Genomic DNA, 21,999 nt, shown 5'->3' on the forward strand with positions numbered 1-21,999 from the left:
GTCAAGGGCGGGTCAGGTACTCCGTCATCGGCGCATAGAGCTCGGGGTAGACCCCGTCGTCCAGGCCGATCGTCAGCTCCAACTGTCCCTGGGCCGCGGCGACGAACAGGGCGGGGTCGTTGCAGTCGGCGAATCCGACGGTCCGCAATCCCCTGCTACCGGCGGTGCCGGCCCACCCGTGATCGGCCACGACCAGGTCCGGCAATTCCTGGCCCAGGGCGGGCAGGGCGTCGAGCAGGGCTGCCATCGGTTCGGGATAGTGGGTGTGAGGCTGACCGGCCAGGTGATGCCACAGCCACACCCGGTTCATGTGGATGAGCCACCCGCCGCGGCCCGGCACGGGGGTGCCGGAGCCCGGCAGCACGATGTCGGCGCCCAGGCTCTGCGCCCAGGCGGCCAGGCCGGCGTGCACTGGGAACAAACCGCCCGGGTGCCCGGTTGCGAAGAGGATCCGGCCCCCGTCGGATGCGACCTCGGCGACGATCTGGCGCAGCCGGTCCAGCCCGGCGATGCAGTTGGCCGTGGAGATCGTGTCCACGCCCTCGGTGAAGGCGGGGTCGGGGCGCAGGCCGCATTCGGCGACCATCAGCGCGAATACCGAATCGAAGTCCCAGTCGCGGGTCAGTTCGACGCCGAAGTCGAAGTTCTCCTCCTGCGCGAGGAACCTGCGGATGTGGGAGAGGTTGTTCTCCCTGGGCGTTGCGACCTCACCGGTGATGCGGGCGGTCTCGAGGTAGTCGGCGAGTTCGGTCGGCGACACGGATCAGTCCTCCTGAAGTGCGAAACAGGCGACGGCGGTTGCCGCCGCGACATTGAGCGAGTCGACGCCACCGGACATCGGGATGAGCACGGTGGAGTCGCAGCCGGCGATCGTTCTGTGGCGCAGCCCGTCACCCTCGGTGCCCATCACCAGGGCGATGCGCTCGTGACCGGCCGCGGCGAATTCTCGCAGGGTCAGGGAATCCTCCGTCAGCGCCAGGGCCGCGGTGTGGAATCCCATGTCGTGCAGCGTTCCCAGGGCGTCGGGCCATGGTTCGATCCGGGTCCAGGGCACCTGGAAGACGGTTCCCATGGACACGCGGATGGACCGGCGGTACAGCGGATCGGCGCACCGCGGGGTCACCAGCACCGCGTCGACGCCGAGGGCCGCGGCGGACCGGAAGATCGCGCCCACGTTCGTATGGTCGACCACGTCCTCGACGATGACGACGCGCCTGGCGCCGTCGAGCACCTCGGCCAGGGGGCGGTCGGCGGGCCTGACCATCGCCGCGAGTGCCCCGCGGTGCAGGTGGAACCCGGTCAGCGAACTGACCGCGGCCTCGGAGCCGATGAAGACGGGGGCGGTGCTCGCCGCCACCACATCGGCGAGGTCGGCGAACCAGCGGGCGGACATGAGGAAGGAGCGCGGCGTCATGCCGGCGGCGATGGCCCGGTGGATGATCTTGTCCGATTCCGCGATGAACAGGCCCTCGGCCGGTTCCCGCACCCGCCGCAGGGCCACATCGGTCAAGTCCGTGTAGTCGTGCAGTTCCGGTGCGTCCGGGGTGGTGAAGAAGTGCAGCCGGGCGGGGTCGATTCCGGCGCCCGCCGCCACCTCGAGCACCTGTTCCCTGCTCGGTTCGGGCTTCTTGCGCGTGTTCATCGGCCCATCCCCAGGATCCGGACCAGTGCGACGAGGCCGAGGACGACGATGATGCCGCGCAGCAGCGTCGGGTTGATCTTGCGTGCGATCCGGGCACCGAAGTACCCGCCGAAGAGTGAGCCGATCGCTACGAGCAGCACCGCCATCCAGTTGATCCGCTCGAAGCCGACGACCACGTAACAGGCCGCGGCCACGGTGTTCACCGCCAGGACCAGGACGTTCTTGATCCCGTTGAGCCGTTGCAGTGGCTCATCGGTCAGCAGGCCCAGCAGGCCGATCAGGATGATCCCCTGGGCGGCCGCGAAGTAGCCACCGTAGACCGCGGTGGCGGCGATCGCCAACCAGACGATGACGGCGCGGCCCGTGGAGGGACCGACCTCGCCCATGTCGCCTGCGAGCTGCCCGGCTGCCGCCTTGCGCTTCTTGAGGTGACGCTGCAGGGCGGGCTGGACGACGACCATGATGAGTGCGAGCACGATCAGCACGGGAACAATCGCCTCGAAGGCGGTCTCCGGGAGGTGCAGCAGCAGGAACGCGCCCAGCAGTGCGCCCAGCACGGAGGCCGGCAGCCAGCTCAGCAGTCTGCGGCCCTGGCCGCGGATCTCCTCCCGGTAGCCGATCGAGGAGGCGATATTGCCCGGGATCAGCCCCAGCGCGTTGCTCATCGTCGCGACCTGCGGTGGGACGCCGAAGGCCACCAGGGCTGGGAAGGTGATGAGGGTGCCGGAGCCGACGGCCGCGTTGATAGCGCCGGCCCCCACCCCGGCCAGCAGGATGAGGACGATCTGGAGCGCGTCGAATTCCATGGACTACAGGCGGGCGCGGGCCGAGTAGCGGCCGGCCTCGCGGCTGAGCACCACATTCAAGCCGAAGGTCTCGTGCAGGTTGTCCTCCGTGAGCACCTGGTCGATCGGACCGGCGGCCACTGCCCGTCCGTCCTTGAGCAGCAGGGCGTGAGTGACGCCCACGGGGATCTCCTCGACGTGGTGGGTGACCATCAGGGTGGTGGGCGCGTACTTGTCGACCAGGATCTCCGAGAGTGCCATCAGCAGTTCCTCGCGTCCGCCCAGGTCCAGTCCGGAGGCGCATTCGTCGAGCAGCAGCAGTTCAGGGTCGGTCATCAGCGCGCGGGCGATCTGGACGCGCTTCTTCTCGCCCTCGGACAGGGTGCCGAAGGCGCGCTCGGCGAATTCGGCCATATTGAACGCGCCCAGCAGATCGCGGGCCCGGTCCAGGTCCATCTCGTCGTATTCCTCGACCCACCGGCCCAACACGCCGTAGGAGGCCGTGACCACGGCGTTGATGACCGTCTCCGAACCGGGGATGCGCCCGGCCAGGGCGGCCGAGGCGTAGCCGATGCGCGGACGCAGTTCGAACACGTCGACGCGGCCCATCTGCTCTTCGAGGATGTGCACGGTGCCCGAGGTCGGGTGCATCCGGCCGGCGGCCAGTTCCAGCAGGGTCGTCTTGCCCGCGCCATTTGGTCCCAGGATCACCCAGTTCTGGCCTTCGGAGACAGCCAGGTCGATCCCGTCGAGCAGCATATTGTCACCGCGGCGCACGCGGACATCGTCAAACTTCAGCACTTCCGTCATGGTGCCTACGATATCGCACGCCGACCCGACGCCCGGCGGGCCCCGCGGGTGCCATCGGCTGGTGCCGCGGGGTAGTCTGAACGGCTGTGGAAACCGTGCTCGCAACCCTGCTGACGACCCTGTCGGTCAATGCCCTGTTGGACGGTCGAACCTCTCCCGATTCCGTCGTCGAGACGTTCCTGGCCGATGAGGCCCCCGTGCCCTTCGTCGTCGAGGACGCGCTCGGCGGAGGACCCGCCGGGCTGCTCCTGTGGGTCGGGCAGGCGCGCAGATCCGGTATCGCCGCCCTGCGCTTCGTTCCCGTGCACCCGAGCCTGCCGTATACCGTGCCGGCGGTCGACCCTGCGCACGCCCGCGTGATCGCCGCGGCGCGCGCCGTCGCCGTGGCACATGGGCCCGGGGACTTCGGCGGTTACGGCCCGGCCAGGGCGGTGCTGGTACTCGGCGCCGACGCCGAGGTGCGCGTCCTCGACTGCGCCCGTGTTCCCTTCGCGGGGCTGGGCGTGGTGACCGCGGCAGAGGCGTGCCGCCGGCTACGCGAGACCGTGATGGCAGGGCTGCGCATCGTCGAGTCCACCCCCGACATTCCCGAGGCCATCGCCAATGCAGCTTGGCGGGACTGGCAGGCCGATATGAGTTCGTCCATTCGCGATGGGATCGCGGCCCTGCTGCCGGCTCCGCGCTATGTCGGCGCGGTGCACGCGGCCCTGGACATCCACGAATCGATGTCGCCAATCCTGGCGCCGCTGAGCATCGCCCCGGCTCAGGTGGGCGCACTGCTGTCCCAGCTGCACCGCGCGGCGGCCGATGTGCTGACCACGGTGCCGCAGGCGACCGGCCGGTAGACTGACCGGCATGTACCGAGTCTCCCGCATCATCCCCACCACCTCCCCCACCGGCACCTCTTTCACCGTGGAGTCCGAACTCAGCGCAGCACCCGCCGCATCCGGCGACGCCGCCGTCTGGACGATCCCGCCGGCCCTGGCCCAGCAGCCCCCGCAGCTGGTCATCATGGACGTCGATTCGACGTTCATCAATGAAGAGGTGATCGACCTGCTGGCCGATCAGGCCGGGGTGGGCGAGCAGGTCGCCAGGGTCACGGAGGCCGCGATGCGCGGAGAGCTCGACTTCGCCGAGTCCCTGCACGCGCGGGTGCAGACGCTGGCGGGTCTGGACGAATCCGTGCTCGCCGCGACCGCCGAGCGGGTCACCTACACCCCCGGGGTACCGGAGTTCGTGGCGCGGGTGCAGGCCGCCGGTGGCCGGGTCGCCCTGGTCTCCGGGGGTTTCACCCCGATCGTGCGCGCCCTGGCCGAGCCCCTGGGCATCACCGATGTGCTGGCCAACCATCTTCAGGTCGAGGCCGGAAAGCTGACGGGCCGGGTGACCGGGCAGATCGTCGACAAGCACGTCAAGGTCGCAACCCTGGCCCGGCTCGTGGAGGCATACGGCTTGGACGCCGCGCGGACCGTGGCGATCGGCGACGGCTCGAACGATGCGCTGATGATCGGTCAGGCCGCCCTGGGCGTGGCCTTCTGCGCCAAACCCGCCCTGCGCGAGGTGGCCGATGTGGCCCTGGACGTCCGCGATATGCGCGCCGTGTGGTCGGCCGTGACCGGGCTGGCTTGCTAGCAGAAGTCCACGATGTGCGGCACCGGGTAGTCCCCCGGTGCCAGGTCCCAACCGGGCAGTTCGAAGACTGCCAAGGTGCTGGGCCGAAACGCCGTGAGCGCCGTGGCCGGCGCCAGGGTGAGCACGGTGGCCGCCACGGTGGGCTGATGGCCCACCAGATAGGCGCACCGGCTCTCAGCCGGAATCGTGGAGATGACCTCGAGCCAGGCCGGGACGGCTGCTTCGTACAGGCCGGTATCGGCTACCAGCTCCAGGCCGGGGACACCGGCCTGCTCGACCACGGCCCCGCCGGTCTGCAGGGTCCGCAGCGCCGCCGAGGCCACCGCGTAGTCGACCGGTGCGGCGGCTTCAGCGGCCAGGAAAGCGGCGGCCCGCCGCGCCTCGGCCAGCCCCGCCCCGGTCAGCGGCCGATCGAAATCGGTTGTGCCAGGGCTGTGGGCTGCGTGGGCGTGACGGGCCAGGATGAGAGTCGGCATGCAGCGACTCTACCGCGCCGGTGGGCTCAGGCGCCGGTGGCGTGCAGGCCGCCGTCGACGTGGACCATCTCCCCGGTGGTCGCGGGGAACCAGTCGGAGAGCAGCGCGACGATCGCCTTGCCCGCAGGTTCGGTGTTCGTCTGATCCCAGCCCAGGGGCGCGCGGGTTCCCCACACGTCCTCGAAGGCCTCGAAGCCGGGGATCGACTTCGCCGCGGTCGTCTTCAACGGGCCGGCGGAGACCAGGTTGACGCGGATGCCGTCGGCGCCCAGGTACTTCGCCAGATAGCGCGAGGTGGATTCGAGCGCGGCCTTGGCCACGCCCATCCAGTCGTAGGCCGGCCAGGCGACGGTCGCGTCGAAGGTCAGGCCGACGATCGCGGCACCGGGATTGAGCACCGGTTTGGCCGCCACGGCGATCGCCTTGAGCGAGTACGAGGACACGTGCACAGCGTTCGACACCGACTCGAACGGGGTGTCGAGGAACACCCCGCCCAGGGCGTCCTTGGGGGCGAAGGCGATCGCGTGGACGATGCCGTCGATGTTCCCGCCGAGGCGTTCGGGCAGTGCCGCCAGATCGTCTTCATTCGTCGCGTCGAGCTCGATGACGGTGGCAGGGTGCGGCAGGCGCTCGGCGATGATCGTGGTGATCTTCATCTGTCGGCCGAAGGACGACAGGATCACTTCTGCGCCCTGTTCCTGCGCCAGCCGGGCGGCGGCGAAGGCGATGGACGATTCGGTCAGCACACCGGTGACGAGGATGCGCTTGCCATCCAGGATTCCCATAGCAGTTTCTCCTTTGATTCTGTACGTGGTTGATCGGGGTTCAGTGGCCCATGCCCAGGCCGCCGTCGACCGGGATCACGGCGCCGGAGATGTAGGCGGCCTCGTCCGAGGAGATCCAGCGGACGACCTTGGCGACCTCTTCGGGTTCGGCGAAACGGCCGGCGGGCACATTGGCCAGGTATTCCTTCTGCTTCTTCTCCGGCAGCTCATCGGTCATCTCCGTGCGGATGAACCCGGGGGCCACAACATTGGCGGTGATGCCGCGTGCGCCCAGTTCACGGGTGATCGACCGGGCCATGCCGACCAGGCCGGCCTTGGCCGAGGAGTAGTTCGCCTGTCCGGGCACACCGTAGAGGCCGGAGACCGAGGAGATCAGCACGATCCGGCCCCACCGGCCCCGGATCATATTGGTGATGCCGCGGCGCACGGTCCGGAAGACTCCGGTCAGGTTCGTGTCGACGACCCGTTCGAAGTCCTCTTCGCTCATGCGCATGAGCAGGTTATCGGCGGTGATGCCGGCGTTGGCCACCACGATCTGCACATTGCCCAGTTCCTCTTCGACGCGGGTGAACGCCGCGTCCAGGGAGGCCGAGTCCGTGACATCGGCGGCGACGGCCAGTGCGCCGGCCGGCGCCTCCCCATTGCGCGAGGTGACGGCGACTTTGTCCCCGGCGGCCAGGAACTCCTCTGCGATCTTCCGGCCGATGCCCCGGTTGCCTCCGGTGACGAGCACGACGCGCGGTTCACTCACGTGATGGTTCCTTCCCTAGAAAAACGATCGAGAGCCGTGACACGGCTTCGCACACAAACCTAACCCAGGTTGGCCCCGAATCGGTATCCCGACCCCATAGTGGAAGAGTATGCTGGCAGGCGAACCGTACCCGAGCCGAAGACGACGTGAATAAGCGCAGCCCGATCAACATCACAGACGCGGCGGAGTCCCATGAGAAGGACATCAGCACGCGTGAGACGCGATACCTCATCGCGATGGGGGCCCGCATCGTCTGCTTCATCCTGGCGGTCTTCCTGTTCCATGGCTGGTTGCGCTGGGTTGCGGCGATTCTGGCGATCATCCTGCCCTGGATCGCGGTGCTGATCGCGAACAACCGGGCCGAGGCCAAACGCCTGCGCTCCGATGCCTTCACCACCTCCGGTGATGCCCCCGAGCTGCCCCAGCAGCCAGTCGATTCGGCCCCGCACAGCAGGGACGACGGCCGGCCGGAGGACGATGTGGTCTACGGTGAAATCGTCAATCCCCTCCCGCCCGGAACCCCGGAGGACCGCCGATGAGCGCCGCCGACGACGCACCGCTGCACTGTTCGGCCAAGGGCTGTGGGGAACCAGCCGAGTGGGCACTGCTGTGGAACAATCCCGGGTTGCACACCCCCGAACGCCGCAAGGTCTGGCTGGCGTGCCCGGCCCACCTGAATCACCTGTCCCAGTTCCTCGACCTGCGCGGATTCCTGCGCGATACGGTCGCGGTCACGGAAATCCCGGAAGGAGCCGGCTGAGTTGTCGGTCAAGCACGATTACCGGTTCGTCTTCAGCGCCCGGTGGATTCGATACGCCGCATTCGCGCTGGTGCTCGTCGTCGTCTGCCTGCTGTTGTCGAACTGGCAGAACCACCGCAGGCAGTCCAGAGACGCGCAGATCGCCAATATCGAGGCCCACTACGGTGCCGCCCCCGGCGAGCTGTCCGCGGTCCTGCCCGGCTCCGACTCCCCGCTGGACCCGACGGCTGAATGGTCGCATATCCGGGTCACTGGAACCTACGACACCGCACACACCGTCGTGGCGCGCAACCGCAGCCAGGACGGCTCCCCCGGCTTCTACGTCGTCACCCCGCTGCGCCTCGATGGCGCGCAGACCGGGCACACCCTGCTGGTGGTCCGCGGCTTCCTGCCCACGAAGAACACCGGCGGCCTGCCCCAGGCCTCCGAGCTGCCCCAGCCGGCCCCGGGACGCATCACCGTGACCGGCTGGTTGCGCCCCACGCAGGACGGGACGAAGGACGACAATCCCCCCGGCACGCTCAAGGCGATCGACCCCCGGAGGCTCCCGGGCCTGTCCGACCCCTACTGGCACGCCTATGCGCAGCTCGACCGGGAGGATCCGGCTGCCGATTCGGCGCTGTCACCCCTGGCCAAACCGGATACCGACCCCGGCTCACACCTGTCCTATCAGCTGCAGTGGATCGCCTTCGGCGTGATGATCGTCATCGCCCTGATCTATATGGCGGTGCGGGAGCGAAAGAACCGCGAGGAGGCGGTCAGACTCTCCCGCCATTACGGTGCCGACGCCCCGGACGCGCAGACAGGCGCGGCCGGCGGACTGCAGGTGATCGACAAGGACGCGCTGGTCTCCGGCGCCCGGATCACCCAGTCAGGTGGCCGCTACGGCGAGGCCGTGCTCGGCGGGTCCTCGGAGACCCGTCTGCACCGGCGCAAGCGCAGCGCCGATGAAGAGGCCGAGGACGCCTGGTACGACAGCCGTCCCTGAGATTCGCCCGGAGATGAGCCGTCACAGCGAGCGAAGACTCCCGCTGTCGAGTGCAGGGGGCCCGATTCCATCTGAGAACGAATCGGACGTGCTGGCTGTCGTAGCAGCGAGAACGCTCCAGCACGGGGTATCCGTGCTTTGCTTTTCTGTCAGCTTGCAGCGGTAGCGTTGGAAAGCATGGATGGCCCGACACCCGTAAGCACACCCAGTGCCTCTGTCGCCCCCGGTGCGGCGCTGCGGCCGGGTTCGTGGCTGGGCTCTCGGGCGTGGTTGCTGGATCTGCTCGTCATGGTGGGTGTGTTTCTCTATAACCTGCCGATCATCCCGATCTACGTCGACGACGTTATCGCGGCTATTGGACTGGTGGTCGTGTCTGTGGTGTTATGCGGCCCATATCTGCTGCGTCGTCGCTACCCAATTGCCGTGCTCGGGGTCATACTGGCAGCCGCATGCGTCCAGCTGATGCTCGGAGCGCCGATCCTCGCGGCGGACGCGATGCTGCTGTTCGCGGTTTACAACGTGGCGACGCGCTATCTCTGGTGGGTCTCACTCGCCGGAACCGTGGTGACGCTGGCATGGTTGCTGGTCGCCGTCGTTCCGCGCCTCGGCGCAGACTTCATCGACGTGGGGCAGCTCGGCGTGCTGATTGTGGTGACGCTGTGGGTATGGACTTGGGGCACACTGGTGCGCATCCGCCGCCAATACATCGCTGGCCTGCGGGAACGGGCAGAGCAAGCGGAGCGGGAGCGAGAGACGAACGCCAGGATCGCGGTCGCCGACGAGCGGGAGCGGATCGCGCGGGAGATCCACGACATCGTCTCGCACAGCCTGAGCGTGGTGGTGGTGATGTCCGACGGGGCGGCTGCGAAGGTCTACACGGAGCCGGATCGGGCGAAGACGGCGATCCTCGGGGTGCGGGACACGGGCCGGACAGCGCTTGCGGAGATGCGGCGCATGCTCGGGGTACTCCGCGATGACGAGCCGGGATCGCGGGCACCGCAGCCAGGCGTCGCCCAGCTCGGCGATCTGGTCGCCCAGTCCCGCACGGCCGGCATGCCGGTTACCTTCACTCTGGACGGGGAGACTGTACCGCTCCCGCAGGGCGTGGAGCTGGCGGTGTACCGGGTAGTGCAGGAGGCGCTCACAAACGCGCGCAAGCACGCCGGCCCTGGCCTCACCCGCGTCGACGTGGCCCTGACATACCGGCCGGACAAGGTCGAGGTGCGCGTCTGCGACGACGGCCGCGGCCCGACGGCTGGAGTACAGCCGGACTCGGGCGGGCATGGCCTGGTCGGGATGCGCGAGCGGGTCGCCGCGCACGAGGGCACTCTGACGGCAGGACCCGGCACGGGCGGGGGCTTCGAGGTGGTCGCGGTGCTGCCGCGGGAAGTGGAGGGGGTATGACGGTGCGGGTGATGTTGGTCGATGACCAGGAGATGATTCGGATGGGGATGCGGATGGTGCTTGAGTCCCAGCCCGGCATCGAGATCGTGGGCGAGGCCGACGACGGCGACACCGCCCTGGACCTGTTGGGCCGTGTCGAGGCGGATGTGGTGCTGATGGATGTGCGGATGCCGCGGATGAGCGGGGTCGAGGCGACCCGCCGCCTGCGCGAGCGGCCGGACGCCCCGGGCGTGCTGATCTTGACGACCTTCGACCTGGATGAGTACGCCTATGACGGGCTCCGCGCCGGTGCCTCCGGGTTCTTGCTGAAAGACACCCCGGTCGAGGAAGTCACGGCCGCGATCCACCACGTGCACGCCGGAGACGCGGTCGTCGCGCCCAGCACGACCCGGCGCCTGCTCGACCACTTCACCCGCTCCCGCCCCGACCGACCCGAGTCACACGAGACGGGTGTGCGGCTGGATAAGCTCACGCCGCGGGAGCATGAGGTGCTGCGGCTGGTCGCACGCGGCTTGTCGAACGCGGAGATCGCCGCCGAGCTCGTGCTAGCGGAAGGCACGGTGAAGGTGCACGTGGGCCGCATCCTCACCAAGCTCGGCCTGCGCGACCGGGTGCAGGCGGTCGTTCTGGCCTACGAGACCGGTCTGGTCGAAGCTGGCGAACGCTGACCCCATAAGGCCTGCTCTATATGACTTTGGGCATATGCGGCGGCTGGCGTATGCCTCAAGTGGTACGTAGAAGATATGCCTGTGGCGAGACGATTCAGGCGCGTGATTTCGGGATCGTTGAGGCATGTCTTCCACGATCCTCGCCACCGCTGATCTGACCAAGCGCTACGGGCAGCGCACCGTCGTCGAGAACCTGAACCTGTCCGTCCCGGCCGGGAGCGTGTACGGGTTCCTCGGCCCGAACGGGGCCGGGAAGTCCACGACGATGAAGATGTTGCTGAACCTCGTCCAGCCCACCAGTGGGCAGGTGCAGATCATGGGGCAGCCCATGACCCGAGCCACTCGCCGCGACTTGCTGGGCAGGATCGGTTCTCTCATTGAGGCCCCGCCCGGCTATGCGCATCTGACTGGGGCGGAGAACATGCGTCTGGTGCAGCGGATGCTCGGCCTGAACCGGCAGCAGATCGACTACGCGGTCCGTGCCGTCCGGCTGCAGGACCAGATGGACAAGAAGGTCCGCAACTACTCCCTCGGCATGAAGCAGCGCCTCGGTATCGCGATGGCGCTCGCCCGGCAGCCGAGGTTGCTCATTCTTGATGAGCCAACGAACGGCTTGGACCCAGCCGGAATCGAGGAGATGCGCACCCTGCTGCGCCGCCTCGCCGACGACGGAGTGACCGTCATGGTGTCGTCGCACCTGCTCGGCGAGATCGACAAGACCGCCACGATGCTCGGCATCCTCTCCGGCGGGCGGATGATCTTCCAGGGCTCCCGCGACCAGCTGCTGGTCGCCTCCAACCCGGACGTGATCATCACCTGCTCGAACCCGCACGCCGCCACCGTGACCCTGCAATCGTTCAGCGCACGCCTCACCGAGACCGGAGAGGTCGCCGTACCCGGCCTGGACGACCGGCAGACCGCCGGCGTCGTCGCCGCCCTCGTCGGCGAGAAGGTTGGTATTTACGGCGTACGTCGCCAAGAACAGACCCTCGAAGACGTGTTCATGAGCCTGACCGCAGGCGGTGGACTGTGACCGGGCGGGCCGTGGCGAACGAGTTCGCCAAAATGCGGCATCTGAAAGTCGGGCTCGTCGCGACGATCATGGTCATCGGTGTACTGGCCCTGTCGCTGTTCGCGGTCGTGTCCAGCCCGGACTTCGACCCCGACACGCCGGGGGCGTGGAATGCGCTGCTGGCGGGCATGTCACTCGGCATTCCTCTCATCTCCCCGTTGCTGCTGGCGGTGCTCGCGTCCCGGCAGACCGACATCGAGCACCAGGGCAACGGCTGGCTACTACAATCCACCTCTGGCATCACCCCCGGTGGGCTGTGCCGAGCCAAGCTCGTGGCTCTAGGGCTCATCGTCGCCGCGGTGACGATCGGCTCCAGCCTCATCGTTCTCGCCTTCGGGAAAGTGTTTGCCGGCATCCTGCCCCCGGCGCCGCTTGCACACTGGGCCGGATTCACGCTCTGCATGCTCGTCGTCAACCTTGCGGTCCTGGCCCTGCACATCCTGCTGTCGGCGAAGGTGGAGAACCAGCTCGTTGCCCTCGGCATAGGCGTGCTTGGTTGCATACTCGCCGTGTTCTCCCAAGGCTTGCCGGCCGTCGCCGCGCATCTCACCCCGTGGGGCTACTACGCCCTCGCCCGGGCCGCCGGCTACCAGGGCGAGATGATCCAGGCACTGCCAATTTCCTACCCGAGCATCATCGCCCTCACCGTGATCGTGGGAGGCCTTTTCGCTGCCCTCACCTTCCGCTTCGACCGTCAGGAGGCCTGACATGAGCGCCCTGTCCGCCGAACTGATCAAGCTTAAGCGTTCCCTGGCTTGGCCGATCGTCGTGTTCCTTCCCATCGTCCTCGTCCTCGCCGGGGCCGCCACCCAGCTCGCCGCCGGCCGCACCCCGGAGAACGGGTGGCACACCGTCTGGTTGCAGTCCGTCGGCTTCTACGGACTGTTCCCGATCGCGATCGGCATCGCGATCCTCGGCTCCCTTGTCTGGCGGCCCGAACATCGCGGCAGCAACTGGAACGCACTCATGTCAGGCCCCGTCTCGTCCGTGCATATCATCACCGCGAAAGCCATCATCGTCGCCGCGCTCACCGCGATCATGCAGGTCATCCTGTTGGCCGCCGTGATCGTGATCGGCAAGGCCGCGTTCGGGCTGCCCGGCATGCTCCCCGCCGAATACCTCGCCGTGACCGGACTGCTGATCGTCGCGACGATCCCTGCCGCGGCGCTGCAATCGGCGCTGTCGATGTTCCTGCGCTCCTTCGCCGCCCCGATCGCCATCGCCCTGGTCGCCTCCGGGATCTCCACCGCAGCACTGATGGCTCTCGGCAACGCGGCCCTAGTCTCGCCCTACGGCGTCGCGACGAGGACCGCACTGTTGGGGACCGGGTCGTTCGTCGACACCGGCGCCGCCACTGGCGGCGACATCACCGCGATCCTCGCCGCCACCGTCATCCTTACCGGCCTGATCCTCGCGCTCACGACCGTCATCCTCGAACGCCGCGACACCCGCATCTGACCCGCCTCGAAAGGAATCTCATCATGACCAGTCCCTACCCTCCGCAGGGCAGCCTTCCCGTGCACGTGTACCAGAACAACACCTCAGTGGCCGGGGCACCGCAGAAATCCGCCACGGGCAGCGGCATCATCTCCCTGGTGCTCGCCGCCAGCGGGATGCTCACCGCCCCGCTGTTGCTGCTCATCCCGTATGTCGGGTTCGTCCCCGCGCTCATCGCCGGCGCCGGGATCATCGTCGCCTGGACCGGGCTGCGCGGCGCGACCAGCGGCACAGGCCTTGCCGTCACGGGGATCATCGCCTCCGTCATCGTCTTCGCGACCCTCGCCGGCATCGCAACCGTGTGGAACCTCGTCATCGCTGGCCCCGCCGTCAACGACTACGACGAACTCCACGACGTCATCGACTACATCACGAGCCTTATCTTCGGCTCCTGACCCGGGAGCGTCCTTCGGTAAGGTGCGTCCGTGAAGCCACACGCCCCCGGCTCGATCCTGATCAAACTGACTGACTCGGCCTCAGGTCAGGGTGACCAGTTCCAAGTAGTCGGGGCTCCACATGTCCTCGTCGGCGTCGGGGAGCAGCAGGACCCGGTCCGGGTTGAGCGCCTCCACTGCGCCCTCGTCGTGGGTCACCAGGACGATCGCGCCCTCATAGCGGTGGATGGCCGAGAGGATCTCCTCACGGCTGGCCGGGTCCAGGTTGTTCGTCGGCTCGTCCAGCAACAGCACATTGGCACTCGAGACGACCAGCGTGGCCAGGGCCAGGCGCGTCTTCTCACCGCCGGAGAGCACCCGGGTGGGTTTGGAGACGTCGTCGCCGGAGAACAGGAAAGAGCCCAGCACGGTCCGCACGCCCGTATCGTCCAGGTCGGGCGCGGCCGAGCGCATGTTCTCCAGGATCGTCCGGTCCATGTCGAGGGTCTCGTGTTCCTGCGCGTAATAGCCCAGTTTGAGTCCATGGCCGGGCACCACGGTGCCGGAATCGGGCTCGTCGAGGCCCGCCAGGATCCGCAGCAGAGTGGTCTTGCCAGCGCCGTTGTAGCCCAGGATGACCACGCGCGAACCCCGGTCGATCGCCAGGTCCACCCCGGTGAAGACCTCGGTGGAGCCGTAGGCCTTGGACAGGCCATCGGCCGTCAACGGCACCTTGCCGCACGCGGCCGGCGCGGGGAAGCGCAGATTGGCGACCTTGTCCTGCTGCCGCTCGTCCTCCAGCCCGGCCATCATCTTCTCGGCCCGGTGGACCATCTGATGGGCGGCTGCGGCCTTCGTGGCCTTGGCGCCGAGCTTCGCAGCCTGCTTGAGCAGCGCATCGGCCTTCTTCTCGGCATTGGCGCGCTCGCGGCGGCGCCGCCGCTCATCGTCCTCGCGCTGCTTGAGGTACTGCCGGTAGTTCATCTGATAGATGTCGATGACCTGCCGGTTGGCGTCGAGGAAGAAGACCTTGTTCACGACCTCCTCGATCAGGTCCAGATCGTGGGAGATGATGACGAGCGCGCCCGAGTAGGTCTTCAGGTAGTCGCGCAGCCACAGCACCGATTCCGCATCCAAGTGGTTCGTCGGCTCGTCGAGGATCATCGTGTCGGGACCGGCGAAGAGGATCCGGGCCAGTTCCACCCTGCGGCGCTGACCGCCGGACAGGGCCTGCAGTTCGCGGGCGAGCAGTTCCTCGTCGATGCCCAGATTGGCCGCGATCGCACTGGCCTCGGAGTCGGCCGCATAGCCGCCGGCGGAGACGAACTCGGCTTCGACCCTGGGGTACTTCTCGATCGCCTTGGCCATCACATCCGGGTCGGGGCTGGCCATCTGCTCTTCGACGCGGCGCATCCGCTTGGCCAGGACGTCGAGGTCCCTGGCGCCCAGGATGCGTTCCTTCGCGGTCTCGGTCGGCTTGCCCGAGCGGGGGTCCTGGGGCAGGTAGCCGATGGTCCCGGACTTGTCCACGTGCCCGTTGCTGGGCATGTAGTCGTCCATCAGTACCCGGGTCAAGGTGGTCTTGCCAGCGCCGTTGCGGCCCACCAGGCCCACCCGGTCGCCCTTGTCGACACGGAAGCTGACGCCCGACATGAGGGTGCGCGAGCCGACGACGACTTCGAGGTCGGAGACTGAGATCACAGAGAATACCTTCGTTCCATGCCGAGCTCGATGAGTTCGGCCAATTCTTCTTGGGGGTTGACTCCGGCGGCCCGGGCCCGCCGGATCACCTCGTCGGCGCGCTCCCGGGGCAATCGGCAGGACACGATGACGGAGTCGTCCACCGGGTCCGGTCGCGCCTCGGCCGGGCGCGGCCGCCCAGCCTGTGCCCCGGCCAGACCGGGGCCGGCGTCAGGGGCGCGCTTGTTCCGATACGCCTCTGCCGCTCCCCTGGCGGCGTCGTCCGCCGCCTCATTCAATGGGTGGCCGGCATGGCCCTTGACCCATTCGAAGTCGACCGTGCGACCGGCGGACTTGGCTGCGGACATGAGTTCGTCGATCCGAACCATCTGGTCCTTGTTCACGACCTCCTGGCCGTCGCGTTTCTTCCAGCCCTCGCGCTTCCACCCGGCCATCCACTTCGTGACCGAATTGATGACGTACTGGCTGTCGGCCATCAGGTGCAGGTCCTCACCGGTGTCGGCGGTCGCCTCGAGGACCTCGATGACGGCCTGCAGCTCACCGCGGTTGTTCGTGGCCTTGGGCCATCCTCCGGCGGCCCAATTGTCCGCATCGATGTACCAGGCCCAGCCGGCCGGTCCCGGATTGCCCAGGGCCGATCCATCGACGGCAACTGTGAGCACGGGGTCTCCTTGTTCGGGTGTGGGGAGTGGACAACTCTCCTATGGTACGCCGTCCACCTGGAACAGCGCGGGCTGCCCCGGGCGCATCGCGTGGAATGCGCTCGGGGCGGCCTGATTCGGACTCAGAGGTTGAACCCCAGGGCGCGCATCTGCTCGCGCCCGTCCTCCGTGATGCGTTCTGGACCCCACGGCGGCATCCACACCCAGTTCACCCGCACTGCCGGCACGATCCCGTCCAGGGCAGCGGCGATCTGGTCTTCGAGGACGTCGGTCAGCGGGCAGGCCGCCGAGGTCAGGGTCATCGAGATCACGGCTGTGTTGTCCTCTTCCACCGCGACGTCGTAGACCAGCCCCAGGTCGACGATATTGACTCCGAGTTCCGGGTCGATGACGTCGAACAGGGCCTCTTTGACCTCGTCCGGGTCGGCATTGGCCGGTGCGTCGATGATCTCCGGCATGTCACTTCCTTTCTTCGGGTGTCAGGCTGTGAGCCTGGAGCAACGCGTCCTTGAACGCGACCCAGGACAGCAGTGCGCACTTGACGCGGGCGGGGAACTTGGATACTCCGACAAAGGCCGCCGCATCCCCGAGGAGTTCCTCATCGGCTTCCCCCTTGCCGCGCGAGTGCATGAGCTCGTAGAAGGCAGCCTCGATCCGGACCAGTTCCTCCGGTGCGGATTCCTCGACCAGTTCGCTCAGCACGGAGGCCGAGGCCATGGAGATCGAACAACCATCGCCGTCCCAGCGCACCGAGTGGCTGCCGTCTGCGCCGATGTGGACCTCCAGGGTGATCTCATCGCCGCACACGGGGTTGAGCTGGTGGGAGGACCCGAAGGACTCCCCAGGGGCGCCCCCGGTCAACGGCAGATTGCCGGTGCGCTGCCGCGAGTGGTCCAGGATCACCTGCTGGTAGAGCTGTTCGAGCCCGTTCATCGCGGTACTCCGAAGAAACCGCGGACCTCGGCCAGGCCGGCGGTGAACCGATCGACCTCATCCGGGGTGGTGTACAGATAGGCGCTGGCCCTGGTGGTCGCCGTCACCCCGTAGCGGTGGTGCAGCGGCTGAGCACAGTGGTGTCCCACCCGCACCGCCACTCCCTGCGCATCGAGGTACTGGCCGACGTCGTGGGCGTGCACACCGTCGACGACCACGGACACCGTGGCCAGGCGATCCGCTGTGTCGGTGGGCCCGATCACCCGGACGCCCGGAATGCCAGCGACCCCGTCGAGCAGGCGGGCGGCCAGCTCGGATTCGTGCGCGTGGATCGCGTCGATCCCGGTCTCCGTGAGGTAGTCGATCGCCGCGGCCAGGCCGACGGCCTGGGCGACGGGTTGGGTGCCGGCCTCAAAGCGCTGCGGGGCCGGCATGAACTGCGTGTCCTCCATGGTCACGGTGGTGATCATTGATCCCCCCGTGAGCACCGGGGGCAGGGCGTTCAACAGTTCCGCCCGCCCGTAGAGCACGCCGATCCCGGTCGGCGCCAGCAGCTTGTGTCCGGAGAACGCGGCGAAGTCGACGCCCAGGGCGTGGAAGTCCAGGGCGAAGTGCGGTGCGGACTGACAGGCGTCGAGCACCGTATAGGCGCCGACCGCCTTGGCCCGCTCCACCAGCCGGGCCACGGGGTTGATCGTGCCCAGCACGTTCGAGGCGTGGGTGAAGGCCAGGATCTTCGTCGAGGAATCGACGATCGTCTCCAGCCCGTCCAGGTCCAGCCGACCGTCGTCTGCCAGGGGCAGATAGCGCAGTCCGGCGCCGGTGCGCCGGGCCAGCTGCTGCCAGGGCACCAGGTTCGCGTGGTGCTCCATCTCGGTGACGACGATCGTGTCGCCCGGTCCCAAGACGAAGCGTTCGGCCTCGGGCCCGCCCAGCCCTGCGGTGGCGTTGGCGAAGCCGTACGCCACGACATTGAGTGCCTCGGTCGCGTTCTTCGTCCAGGCGATCTCGTCGACGGCGGCGCCGACGAACCGGGCGACCGTGGCCCTGGCCGCCTCATAGGCGTCGGTCGCCTCGACCGCGAGGGTGTGCGCACCGCGGTGGACCGCGGCGTTGCGCATCGAGTAGAACTCCTGTTCGGCGTCGATGACGCAGACGGGTTTCTGACTCGTCGCCCCCGAATCCAGGTACGCCACCGGCAGCCCGCCGACTTCCCGATCGAGGATCGGGAAGTCGTTGCGGATCTGCGTGAGCTGGGTGGGCGAGAACATCAGGCGTCCGCGAAGAAGCGGTCGTAGCCCTCGTTCTCGAGGCGGTCGGCCAGTTCGGGGCCACCCTCTTCTGCGACGCGGCCGTTGACCAGCACGTGCACGTGATCGGGCTTGATGTAGCGCAGGATGCGCGTGTAGTGGGTGATGAGCATGATGCCGATGTCGGTGCGCTCCTTGGCGCGGTTGACGCCCTCGGAGACGATGCGCAGCGCGTCGACGTCGAGGCCGGAGTCGGTCTCGTCGAGGATCGCGAAGTGCGGCTTGAGCAGTTCGAGCTGCAGGATCTCCTGGCGCTTCTTCTCACCACCGGAGAAGCCCTCGTTGACATTGCGGCTGGCGAACTCCGGATCGATCCGCAGGTCCTTCATGGACTGGCTCAGTTCCTTCGTCCAGGTGCGCAGCTTGGGGGCTTCGCCCGAAACCGCGGTCTTGGCAGCGCGCAGGAAGTTCGTCACGGTCACGCCGGGCACCTCGACGGGGTACTGCATGGCCAGGAACAGGCCGGCGCGGGCGCGTTCGTCGGCGGTCATCTTGACCAGGTCGACGCCGTCAAGCGTCGCGCTGCCGGAGGTGATGGTGTAGGAGGGGTGGCCGGCCAGGGCGTAGCCCAGGGTCGACTTGCCCGCGCCGTTGGGGCCCATGATCGCATGGGTCTCACGTGAGTTGATGTCGAGATTCACCCCGCGCAGGATCTCCTTGGGACCCGCTTCGGTTTCGACGCTGACGTGCAGGTCGCGGATGGAAAAGGTGGACATGAGACTCCTCGGATGTCAGTGATCCGTCGCCGGGCTGGGCTCGGGATCGATGTAGATGTCGCCGTCTTGTTCGACGCAGTCGAAGACGGGTATGGGTTCGAATGCCGGCGGGGTGAGCGCCTGGCCGGTGCGCAGGTCGAAGGCGGAACCGTGGAGCCAGCACTCGACGGTGCAGCCCTCCACATCGCCCTCCGACAGGGATACCTCACCGTGGGTGCACAGATCGCCGACCGCGTGCACGCGGCCGTCCTCATCGCGGGCCAGGCAGATCGGCACATCCCCGAAGGTGATGCGCACCGCCTCGCCGGCCGCGAGTTCGTCCGCAGCACAGACACGGGTCAGGCTCACATCATGCTCCTGGACAGCTCGTCCTCGATCTTGGCCGTGAGCAGCTCTTCGATCGCCGGGACCTTGATCTGCTGGATGACCTCGTTGAAGAAGCCGCGCACCACCAGGCGGCGGGCGACCGTTTCCGGAATGCCGCGGCTCATGAGGTAGAACAGGTGTTCCTCGTCGAACCGGCCGGTCGACGATGCGTGGCCGGCGCCCTCGATGTCACCGGTCTCGATCTCCAGGTTCGGCACCGAGTCCGCCCTGGCGCCCTCGGAGAGCACCAGGTTGCGGTTCATCTCATAGGTGTCGATGCCCAGGGCCTCCGGGCGGATCAGCACATCGCCGATCCACACGCTGTGGGCGTCCTGGCCCTGCAGCGCGCCCTTGTAGAGCACGTCGGAGACGGCCTTGGGGGTGTTGTGGTCGACGTAGGTGCGGTGTTCCAGGTGCTGGCCCGCATCGGCGAAGTACAGACCCAGCATCTTCGCCTCGCCGCCGGGACCGGAGTACCGGACGTTCGAGTTCAACCGGACCACGTCACCGCCGAGGGTGATGAGGATGTGCTTGTAGTACGCGTCCTTGCCGATGATCGTGTCGTTCTGGCCCAGGTGCACGGCCTTGTCGCCCCACAGCTGCAGGCCGACGTAGGTCACCCGCGCGCCGTCGCCGATCACGGTGGACACGAGCTCTGAGTACTCGGCCTCGCCCTCGTGCTGGACGATGATGGTCGCCGTGGAGTTCTCCCCCACGGTCAGCAGCACGTGGCCGTGCACAGTCTCGCCCTGGCCGTCGGCGTGGACGATGAGCGGCTCGGTCAATTCGGTGTTCGCCGGCACGTGGTAGTGCAGGACGCCGCCGGCGTGGGCCGCCGCGATCGCGGCCGGCCGGTCCTCCGGCTCCATGATGCCCAGCTCACGGGCCTGGTCCAGGGTGATGGTCTCCTTCGTCACGCCCTCGGGCAGTGACTCGGTGAACTTCAGGTGGCCGCCGGTCGGGGCGTCGGCGAACAGCCCGGCCAGTTTGCGCACCGGGGTGAAGCGCCATTCCTCCTCCCGGCCCGTGATCTCGGGGAAGTCCGCGACTGCGAAGCTGCGGGTTCTGGCGTCGCGGCGAGCGGCAGGTACCTGGACCTCCGCCGCTGCCTGCAGGGTTTCTGTCATTGAAAATGTCTCCTTCAGTGGTTGCCGTTCGGGTTATCTGTCAACCCGATCAGCCCACGGCGCCTTCCATCTGCAGTTCGATCAGGCGGTTGAGTTCCAGGGCGTATTCCATCGGCAGCTCGCGCGCGATGGGCTCGACGAAGCCGCGCACGATCATCGCCATCGCCTCGGTCTCCGGCAGACCGCGGCTCATCAGGTAGAACAGCTGATCGGCCGACACCTTCGACACGGTGGCCTCGTGGCCCAGGGACACATCGTCCTCGCGGATGTCGATATAGGGGTAGGTGTCCGAACGCGACACATTGTCCACCAGCAGGGCGTCGCACAACACGTTGTTCGACGAGCCCTTGGCACCGGGGTGCACATGGACCAGGCCGCGGTAGCCGGCTCGGCCGCCCGCGCGCGCCACGGACTTCGAAACGATCGAGGAGTGCGTGTTGGGCGCGGCGTGGACCATCTTGGCGCCGGTGTCCTGGTGCTGGTTCTCACCGGCGAAGGCGACCGACAGCGTTTCGCCGCGGGCATGCTCACCGGTCAGCCAGATCGCCGGGTACTTCATGGTGACCTTGGAGCCGATGTTGCCGTCAACCCATTCCATGGTGGCGCCGGCTTCGGCGATCGCGCGCTTGGTCACCAGGTTGTACACATTGTTCGACCAGTTCTGGATCGTCGTGTAGCGGACGCGGGCGTCCTTCTTCACGATGATCTCGACGACGGCCGAGTGCAGCGAGTCCGACTTGTAGATCGGCGCCGTGCAACCCTCGACGTAGTTCACATAGGAGCCCTCGTCGGCGATGATGAGCGTGCGCTCGAACTGGCCCATGTTCTCCGTGTTGATGCGGAAGTAGGCCTGCAGCGGGATGTCGACGTGGACGCCCTTGGGCACGTAGATGAACGAGCCGCCGGACCACACCGCGGTGTTCAGCGCGGCGAACTTGTTGTCCCCGGCGGGAATCGCGGAGCCGAAGTACTCCTCGAAGATCTCCGGGTATTCGCGCAGACCGGTGTCCGTATCGAGGAAGATGACGCCCTGGCGTTCGAGCTCCTCGTTGATCTTGTGGTAGACGACCTCGGACTCGTACTGGGCGGCGACGCCCGCGACCAGGCGCTGCTTCTCCGCCTCCGGGATGCCCAGGCGGTCGTAGGTGTTCTTGATGTCGTCGGGCAGATCCTCCCAGGAATCCGCCTGGCCCTCGGTGGAGCGCACGAAGTACTTGATGTCGTCGAAGTCGATGCCGGTGAGGTCCGCGCCCCAGTTGGGCATGGGCTTCTTCTCGAAGAGTTTGAGGGCCTTGAGGCGGCGCTTGAGCATCCACTCCGGTTCGTTCTTCATACCGGAGATGTTGCGCACGACCTGTTCGCTCAGGCCGCGGGTCGCATTGGCACCGGCATCGTGTTCGTCATGCCAGCCGTATGCGTACTTGCCGATGTCCTTGAGCTCCGGATTGAGCTCGATGATGCGATTGGATTCGGTGGTTTCGGTCACCAGCATCCTCCTTGGGTGTTGTGAAATCGAGCGGTGTGCTTGGGGTGGGGCGCT

General features: G+C 67.5%; 27 protein-coding genes. 11 read left to right on the forward strand and 16 right to left on the reverse strand.

What is annotated here, in order from left to right:
• Window position 1: 1 nt before the first annotated feature.
• Genes NQ034_RS01855 through NQ034_RS01870 form a run of 4 tightly spaced genes read right to left on the reverse strand, consistent with a single transcriptional unit; the run spans window position 2 to window position 3,237 of the window.
• Complete coding sequence (locus NQ034_RS01855) at window positions 2-760, reverse strand: phosphatase (RefSeq protein WP_257046702.1); 759 nt, start codon at window positions 758-760, stop codon at window positions 2-4.
• Window positions 761-763: 3 nt separating this feature from the next.
• Complete coding sequence (locus tag NQ034_RS01860; protein WP_257046703.1) at window positions 764-1,642, reverse strand: TrmH family RNA methyltransferase; 879 nt, start codon at window positions 1,640-1,642, stop codon at window positions 764-766.
• Window positions 1,639-2,448: a sulfite exporter TauE/SafE family protein gene (locus NQ034_RS01865; protein WP_257046704.1), complete on the reverse strand. Its 810-nt coding sequence runs from the start codon at window positions 2,446-2,448 to the stop codon at window positions 1,639-1,641. Before NQ034_RS01865 ends, NQ034_RS01860 begins: the two co-directional genes overlap by 4 nt.
• 3 nt (window positions 2,449-2,451) lie before the next feature.
• Entirely contained in the window at window positions 2,452-3,237 is a 786-nt protein-coding gene (locus tag NQ034_RS01870) for an ABC transporter ATP-binding protein (protein WP_257046705.1), read from the reverse strand.
• Window positions 3,238-3,323: 86 nt separating this feature from the next.
• Here NQ034_RS01870 and NQ034_RS01875 point away from each other — a divergent pair, with 86 nt between their 5' ends.
• Both NQ034_RS01875 and serB read left to right on the forward strand, forming a co-directional pair.
• Window positions 3,324-4,082 (forward strand): hypothetical protein, encoded by a 759-nt coding sequence (locus tag NQ034_RS01875; protein ID WP_257046706.1) that lies wholly within the window; start codon window positions 3,324-3,326, stop codon window positions 4,080-4,082.
• A gap of 10 nt (window positions 4,083-4,092) precedes the next feature.
• Complete coding sequence (gene serB / locus NQ034_RS01880; protein WP_257046707.1) at window positions 4,093-4,869, forward strand: phosphoserine phosphatase SerB; 777 nt, start codon at window positions 4,093-4,095, stop codon at window positions 4,867-4,869.
• On the opposite strand, the gene NQ034_RS01885 is transcribed toward serB, so the two are convergent.
• Genes NQ034_RS01885 through fabG form a run of 3 tightly spaced genes read right to left on the reverse strand, consistent with a single transcriptional unit; the run spans window position 4,866 to window position 6,881 of the window.
• Window positions 4,866-5,345 (reverse strand): SixA phosphatase family protein, encoded by a 480-nt coding sequence (locus NQ034_RS01885; RefSeq protein WP_257046708.1) that lies wholly within the window; start codon window positions 5,343-5,345, stop codon window positions 4,866-4,868. The two genes, serB and NQ034_RS01885, sit on opposite strands and share 4 nt — an antisense overlap.
• Before the next feature lie 26 nt (window positions 5,346-5,371).
• The gene (fabI, locus tag NQ034_RS01890) at window positions 5,372-6,130 is read right to left on the reverse strand and encodes an enoyl-ACP reductase FabI (RefSeq protein WP_257046709.1); all 759 of its coding nucleotides are present in this window, start codon (window positions 6,128-6,130) and stop codon (window positions 5,372-5,374) included.
• Window positions 6,131-6,170: 40 nt separating this feature from the next.
• On the reverse strand, window positions 6,171-6,881 hold the full coding sequence (gene fabG / locus NQ034_RS01895) for a 3-oxoacyl-ACP reductase FabG (protein ID WP_257046710.1): 711 nt from the start codon (window positions 6,879-6,881) through the stop codon (window positions 6,171-6,173).
• Window positions 6,882-7,027: 146 nt separating this feature from the next.
• Here fabG and NQ034_RS01900 point away from each other — a divergent pair, with 146 nt between their 5' ends.
• From NQ034_RS01900 to NQ034_RS01940, 9 genes are all read left to right on the forward strand, one after another.
• Entirely contained in the window at window positions 7,028-7,420 is a 393-nt protein-coding gene (locus NQ034_RS01900; RefSeq protein WP_257046711.1) for a DUF3099 domain-containing protein, read from the forward strand.
• Window positions 7,417-7,641: a hypothetical protein gene (locus NQ034_RS01905; RefSeq protein ID WP_257046712.1), complete on the forward strand. Its 225-nt coding sequence runs from the start codon at window positions 7,417-7,419 to the stop codon at window positions 7,639-7,641. Before NQ034_RS01900 ends, NQ034_RS01905 begins: the two co-directional genes overlap by 4 nt.
• A 1-nt stretch (window position 7,642) precedes the next feature.
• A complete protein-coding gene (locus NQ034_RS01910; RefSeq protein WP_257046713.1) occupies window positions 7,643-8,629 on the forward strand; it encodes an SURF1 family cytochrome oxidase biogenesis protein in 987 nt (328 codons plus the stop codon).
• Between the two features lie 177 nt (window positions 8,630-8,806).
• Window positions 8,807-10,033 (forward strand): sensor histidine kinase, encoded by a 1,227-nt coding sequence (locus NQ034_RS01915; RefSeq protein ID WP_444861096.1) that lies wholly within the window; start codon window positions 8,807-8,809, stop codon window positions 10,031-10,033.
• The gene (locus NQ034_RS01920; RefSeq protein ID WP_257046715.1) at window positions 10,030-10,701 is read left to right on the forward strand and encodes a response regulator; all 672 of its coding nucleotides are present in this window, start codon (window positions 10,030-10,032) and stop codon (window positions 10,699-10,701) included. The genes NQ034_RS01915 and NQ034_RS01920 overlap by 4 nt, the downstream gene beginning before the upstream one ends.
• Window positions 10,702-10,825: 124 nt before the next feature.
• On the forward strand, window positions 10,826-11,734 hold the full coding sequence (locus NQ034_RS01925; RefSeq protein ID WP_257046716.1) for an ABC transporter ATP-binding protein: 909 nt from the start codon (window positions 10,826-10,828) through the stop codon (window positions 11,732-11,734).
• Window positions 11,735-11,745: 11 nt separating this feature from the next.
• The gene (locus tag NQ034_RS01930) at window positions 11,746-12,480 is read left to right on the forward strand and encodes an ABC transporter permease (RefSeq protein WP_257046717.1); all 735 of its coding nucleotides are present in this window, start codon (window positions 11,746-11,748) and stop codon (window positions 12,478-12,480) included.
• Window position 12,481: 1 nt separating this feature from the next.
• The gene (locus NQ034_RS01935) at window positions 12,482-13,231 is read left to right on the forward strand and encodes an ABC transporter permease (RefSeq protein ID WP_257046718.1); all 750 of its coding nucleotides are present in this window, start codon (window positions 12,482-12,484) and stop codon (window positions 13,229-13,231) included.
• 23 nt (window positions 13,232-13,254) lie between these two features.
• On the forward strand, window positions 13,255-13,665 hold the full coding sequence (locus NQ034_RS01940) for a hypothetical protein (RefSeq protein ID WP_257046719.1): 411 nt from the start codon (window positions 13,255-13,257) through the stop codon (window positions 13,663-13,665).
• Window positions 13,666-13,746: 81 nt separating this feature from the next.
• Here the strand turns inward: NQ034_RS01940 and abc-f are convergent, their stop codons facing one another.
• The 9 genes from abc-f to sufB all read right to left on the reverse strand — a co-directional run bounded on the left by abc-f (window position 13,747) and on the right by sufB (window position 21,945).
• A complete protein-coding gene (gene abc-f / locus NQ034_RS01945; protein ID WP_257046720.1) occupies window positions 13,747-15,345 on the reverse strand; it encodes a ribosomal protection-like ABC-F family protein in 1,599 nt (532 codons plus the stop codon).
• On the reverse strand, window positions 15,342-16,007 hold the full coding sequence (locus tag NQ034_RS01950) for a ribonuclease H family protein (protein ID WP_257046721.1): 666 nt from the start codon (window positions 16,005-16,007) through the stop codon (window positions 15,342-15,344). The genes abc-f and NQ034_RS01950 overlap by 4 nt, the downstream gene beginning before the upstream one ends.
• Before the next feature lie 122 nt (window positions 16,008-16,129).
• Window positions 16,130-16,465, reverse strand: coding sequence for a metal-sulfur cluster assembly factor (locus tag NQ034_RS01955; RefSeq protein ID WP_257046722.1), 336 nt, complete (start codon window positions 16,463-16,465; stop codon window positions 16,130-16,132).
• Between the two features lies 1 nt (window position 16,466).
• Entirely contained in the window at window positions 16,467-16,940 is a 474-nt protein-coding gene (gene sufU / locus NQ034_RS01960; RefSeq protein WP_257046723.1) for a Fe-S cluster assembly sulfur transfer protein SufU, read from the reverse strand.
• Entirely contained in the window at window positions 16,937-18,211 is a 1,275-nt protein-coding gene (locus tag NQ034_RS01965) for a cysteine desulfurase (protein WP_257046724.1), read from the reverse strand. The genes sufU and NQ034_RS01965 overlap by 4 nt, the downstream gene beginning before the upstream one ends.
• Entirely contained in the window at window positions 18,211-18,966 is a 756-nt protein-coding gene (sufC, locus tag NQ034_RS01970) for a Fe-S cluster assembly ATPase SufC (protein ID WP_257046725.1), read from the reverse strand. The genes NQ034_RS01965 and sufC overlap by 1 nt, the downstream gene beginning before the upstream one ends.
• 15 nt (window positions 18,967-18,981) lie before the next feature.
• Window positions 18,982-19,314 (reverse strand): non-heme iron oxygenase ferredoxin subunit, encoded by a 333-nt coding sequence (locus tag NQ034_RS01975; RefSeq protein WP_257046726.1) that lies wholly within the window; start codon window positions 19,312-19,314, stop codon window positions 18,982-18,984.
• On the reverse strand, window positions 19,311-20,459 hold the full coding sequence (sufD, locus tag NQ034_RS01980) for a Fe-S cluster assembly protein SufD (protein ID WP_257046727.1): 1,149 nt from the start codon (window positions 20,457-20,459) through the stop codon (window positions 19,311-19,313). The genes NQ034_RS01975 and sufD overlap by 4 nt, the downstream gene beginning before the upstream one ends.
• A gap of 49 nt (window positions 20,460-20,508) precedes the next feature.
• Window positions 20,509-21,945: a Fe-S cluster assembly protein SufB gene (gene sufB / locus NQ034_RS01985; RefSeq protein ID WP_444861097.1), complete on the reverse strand. Its 1,437-nt coding sequence runs from the start codon at window positions 21,943-21,945 to the stop codon at window positions 20,509-20,511.
• Between the last annotated feature and the right edge of the window lie 54 nt (window positions 21,946-21,999).

Source organism: Brevibacterium moorei (assembly GCF_024580735.1).
GTDB classification, from domain to species: Bacteria; Actinomycetota; Actinomycetes; order Actinomycetales; family Brevibacteriaceae; genus Brevibacterium; species Brevibacterium moorei.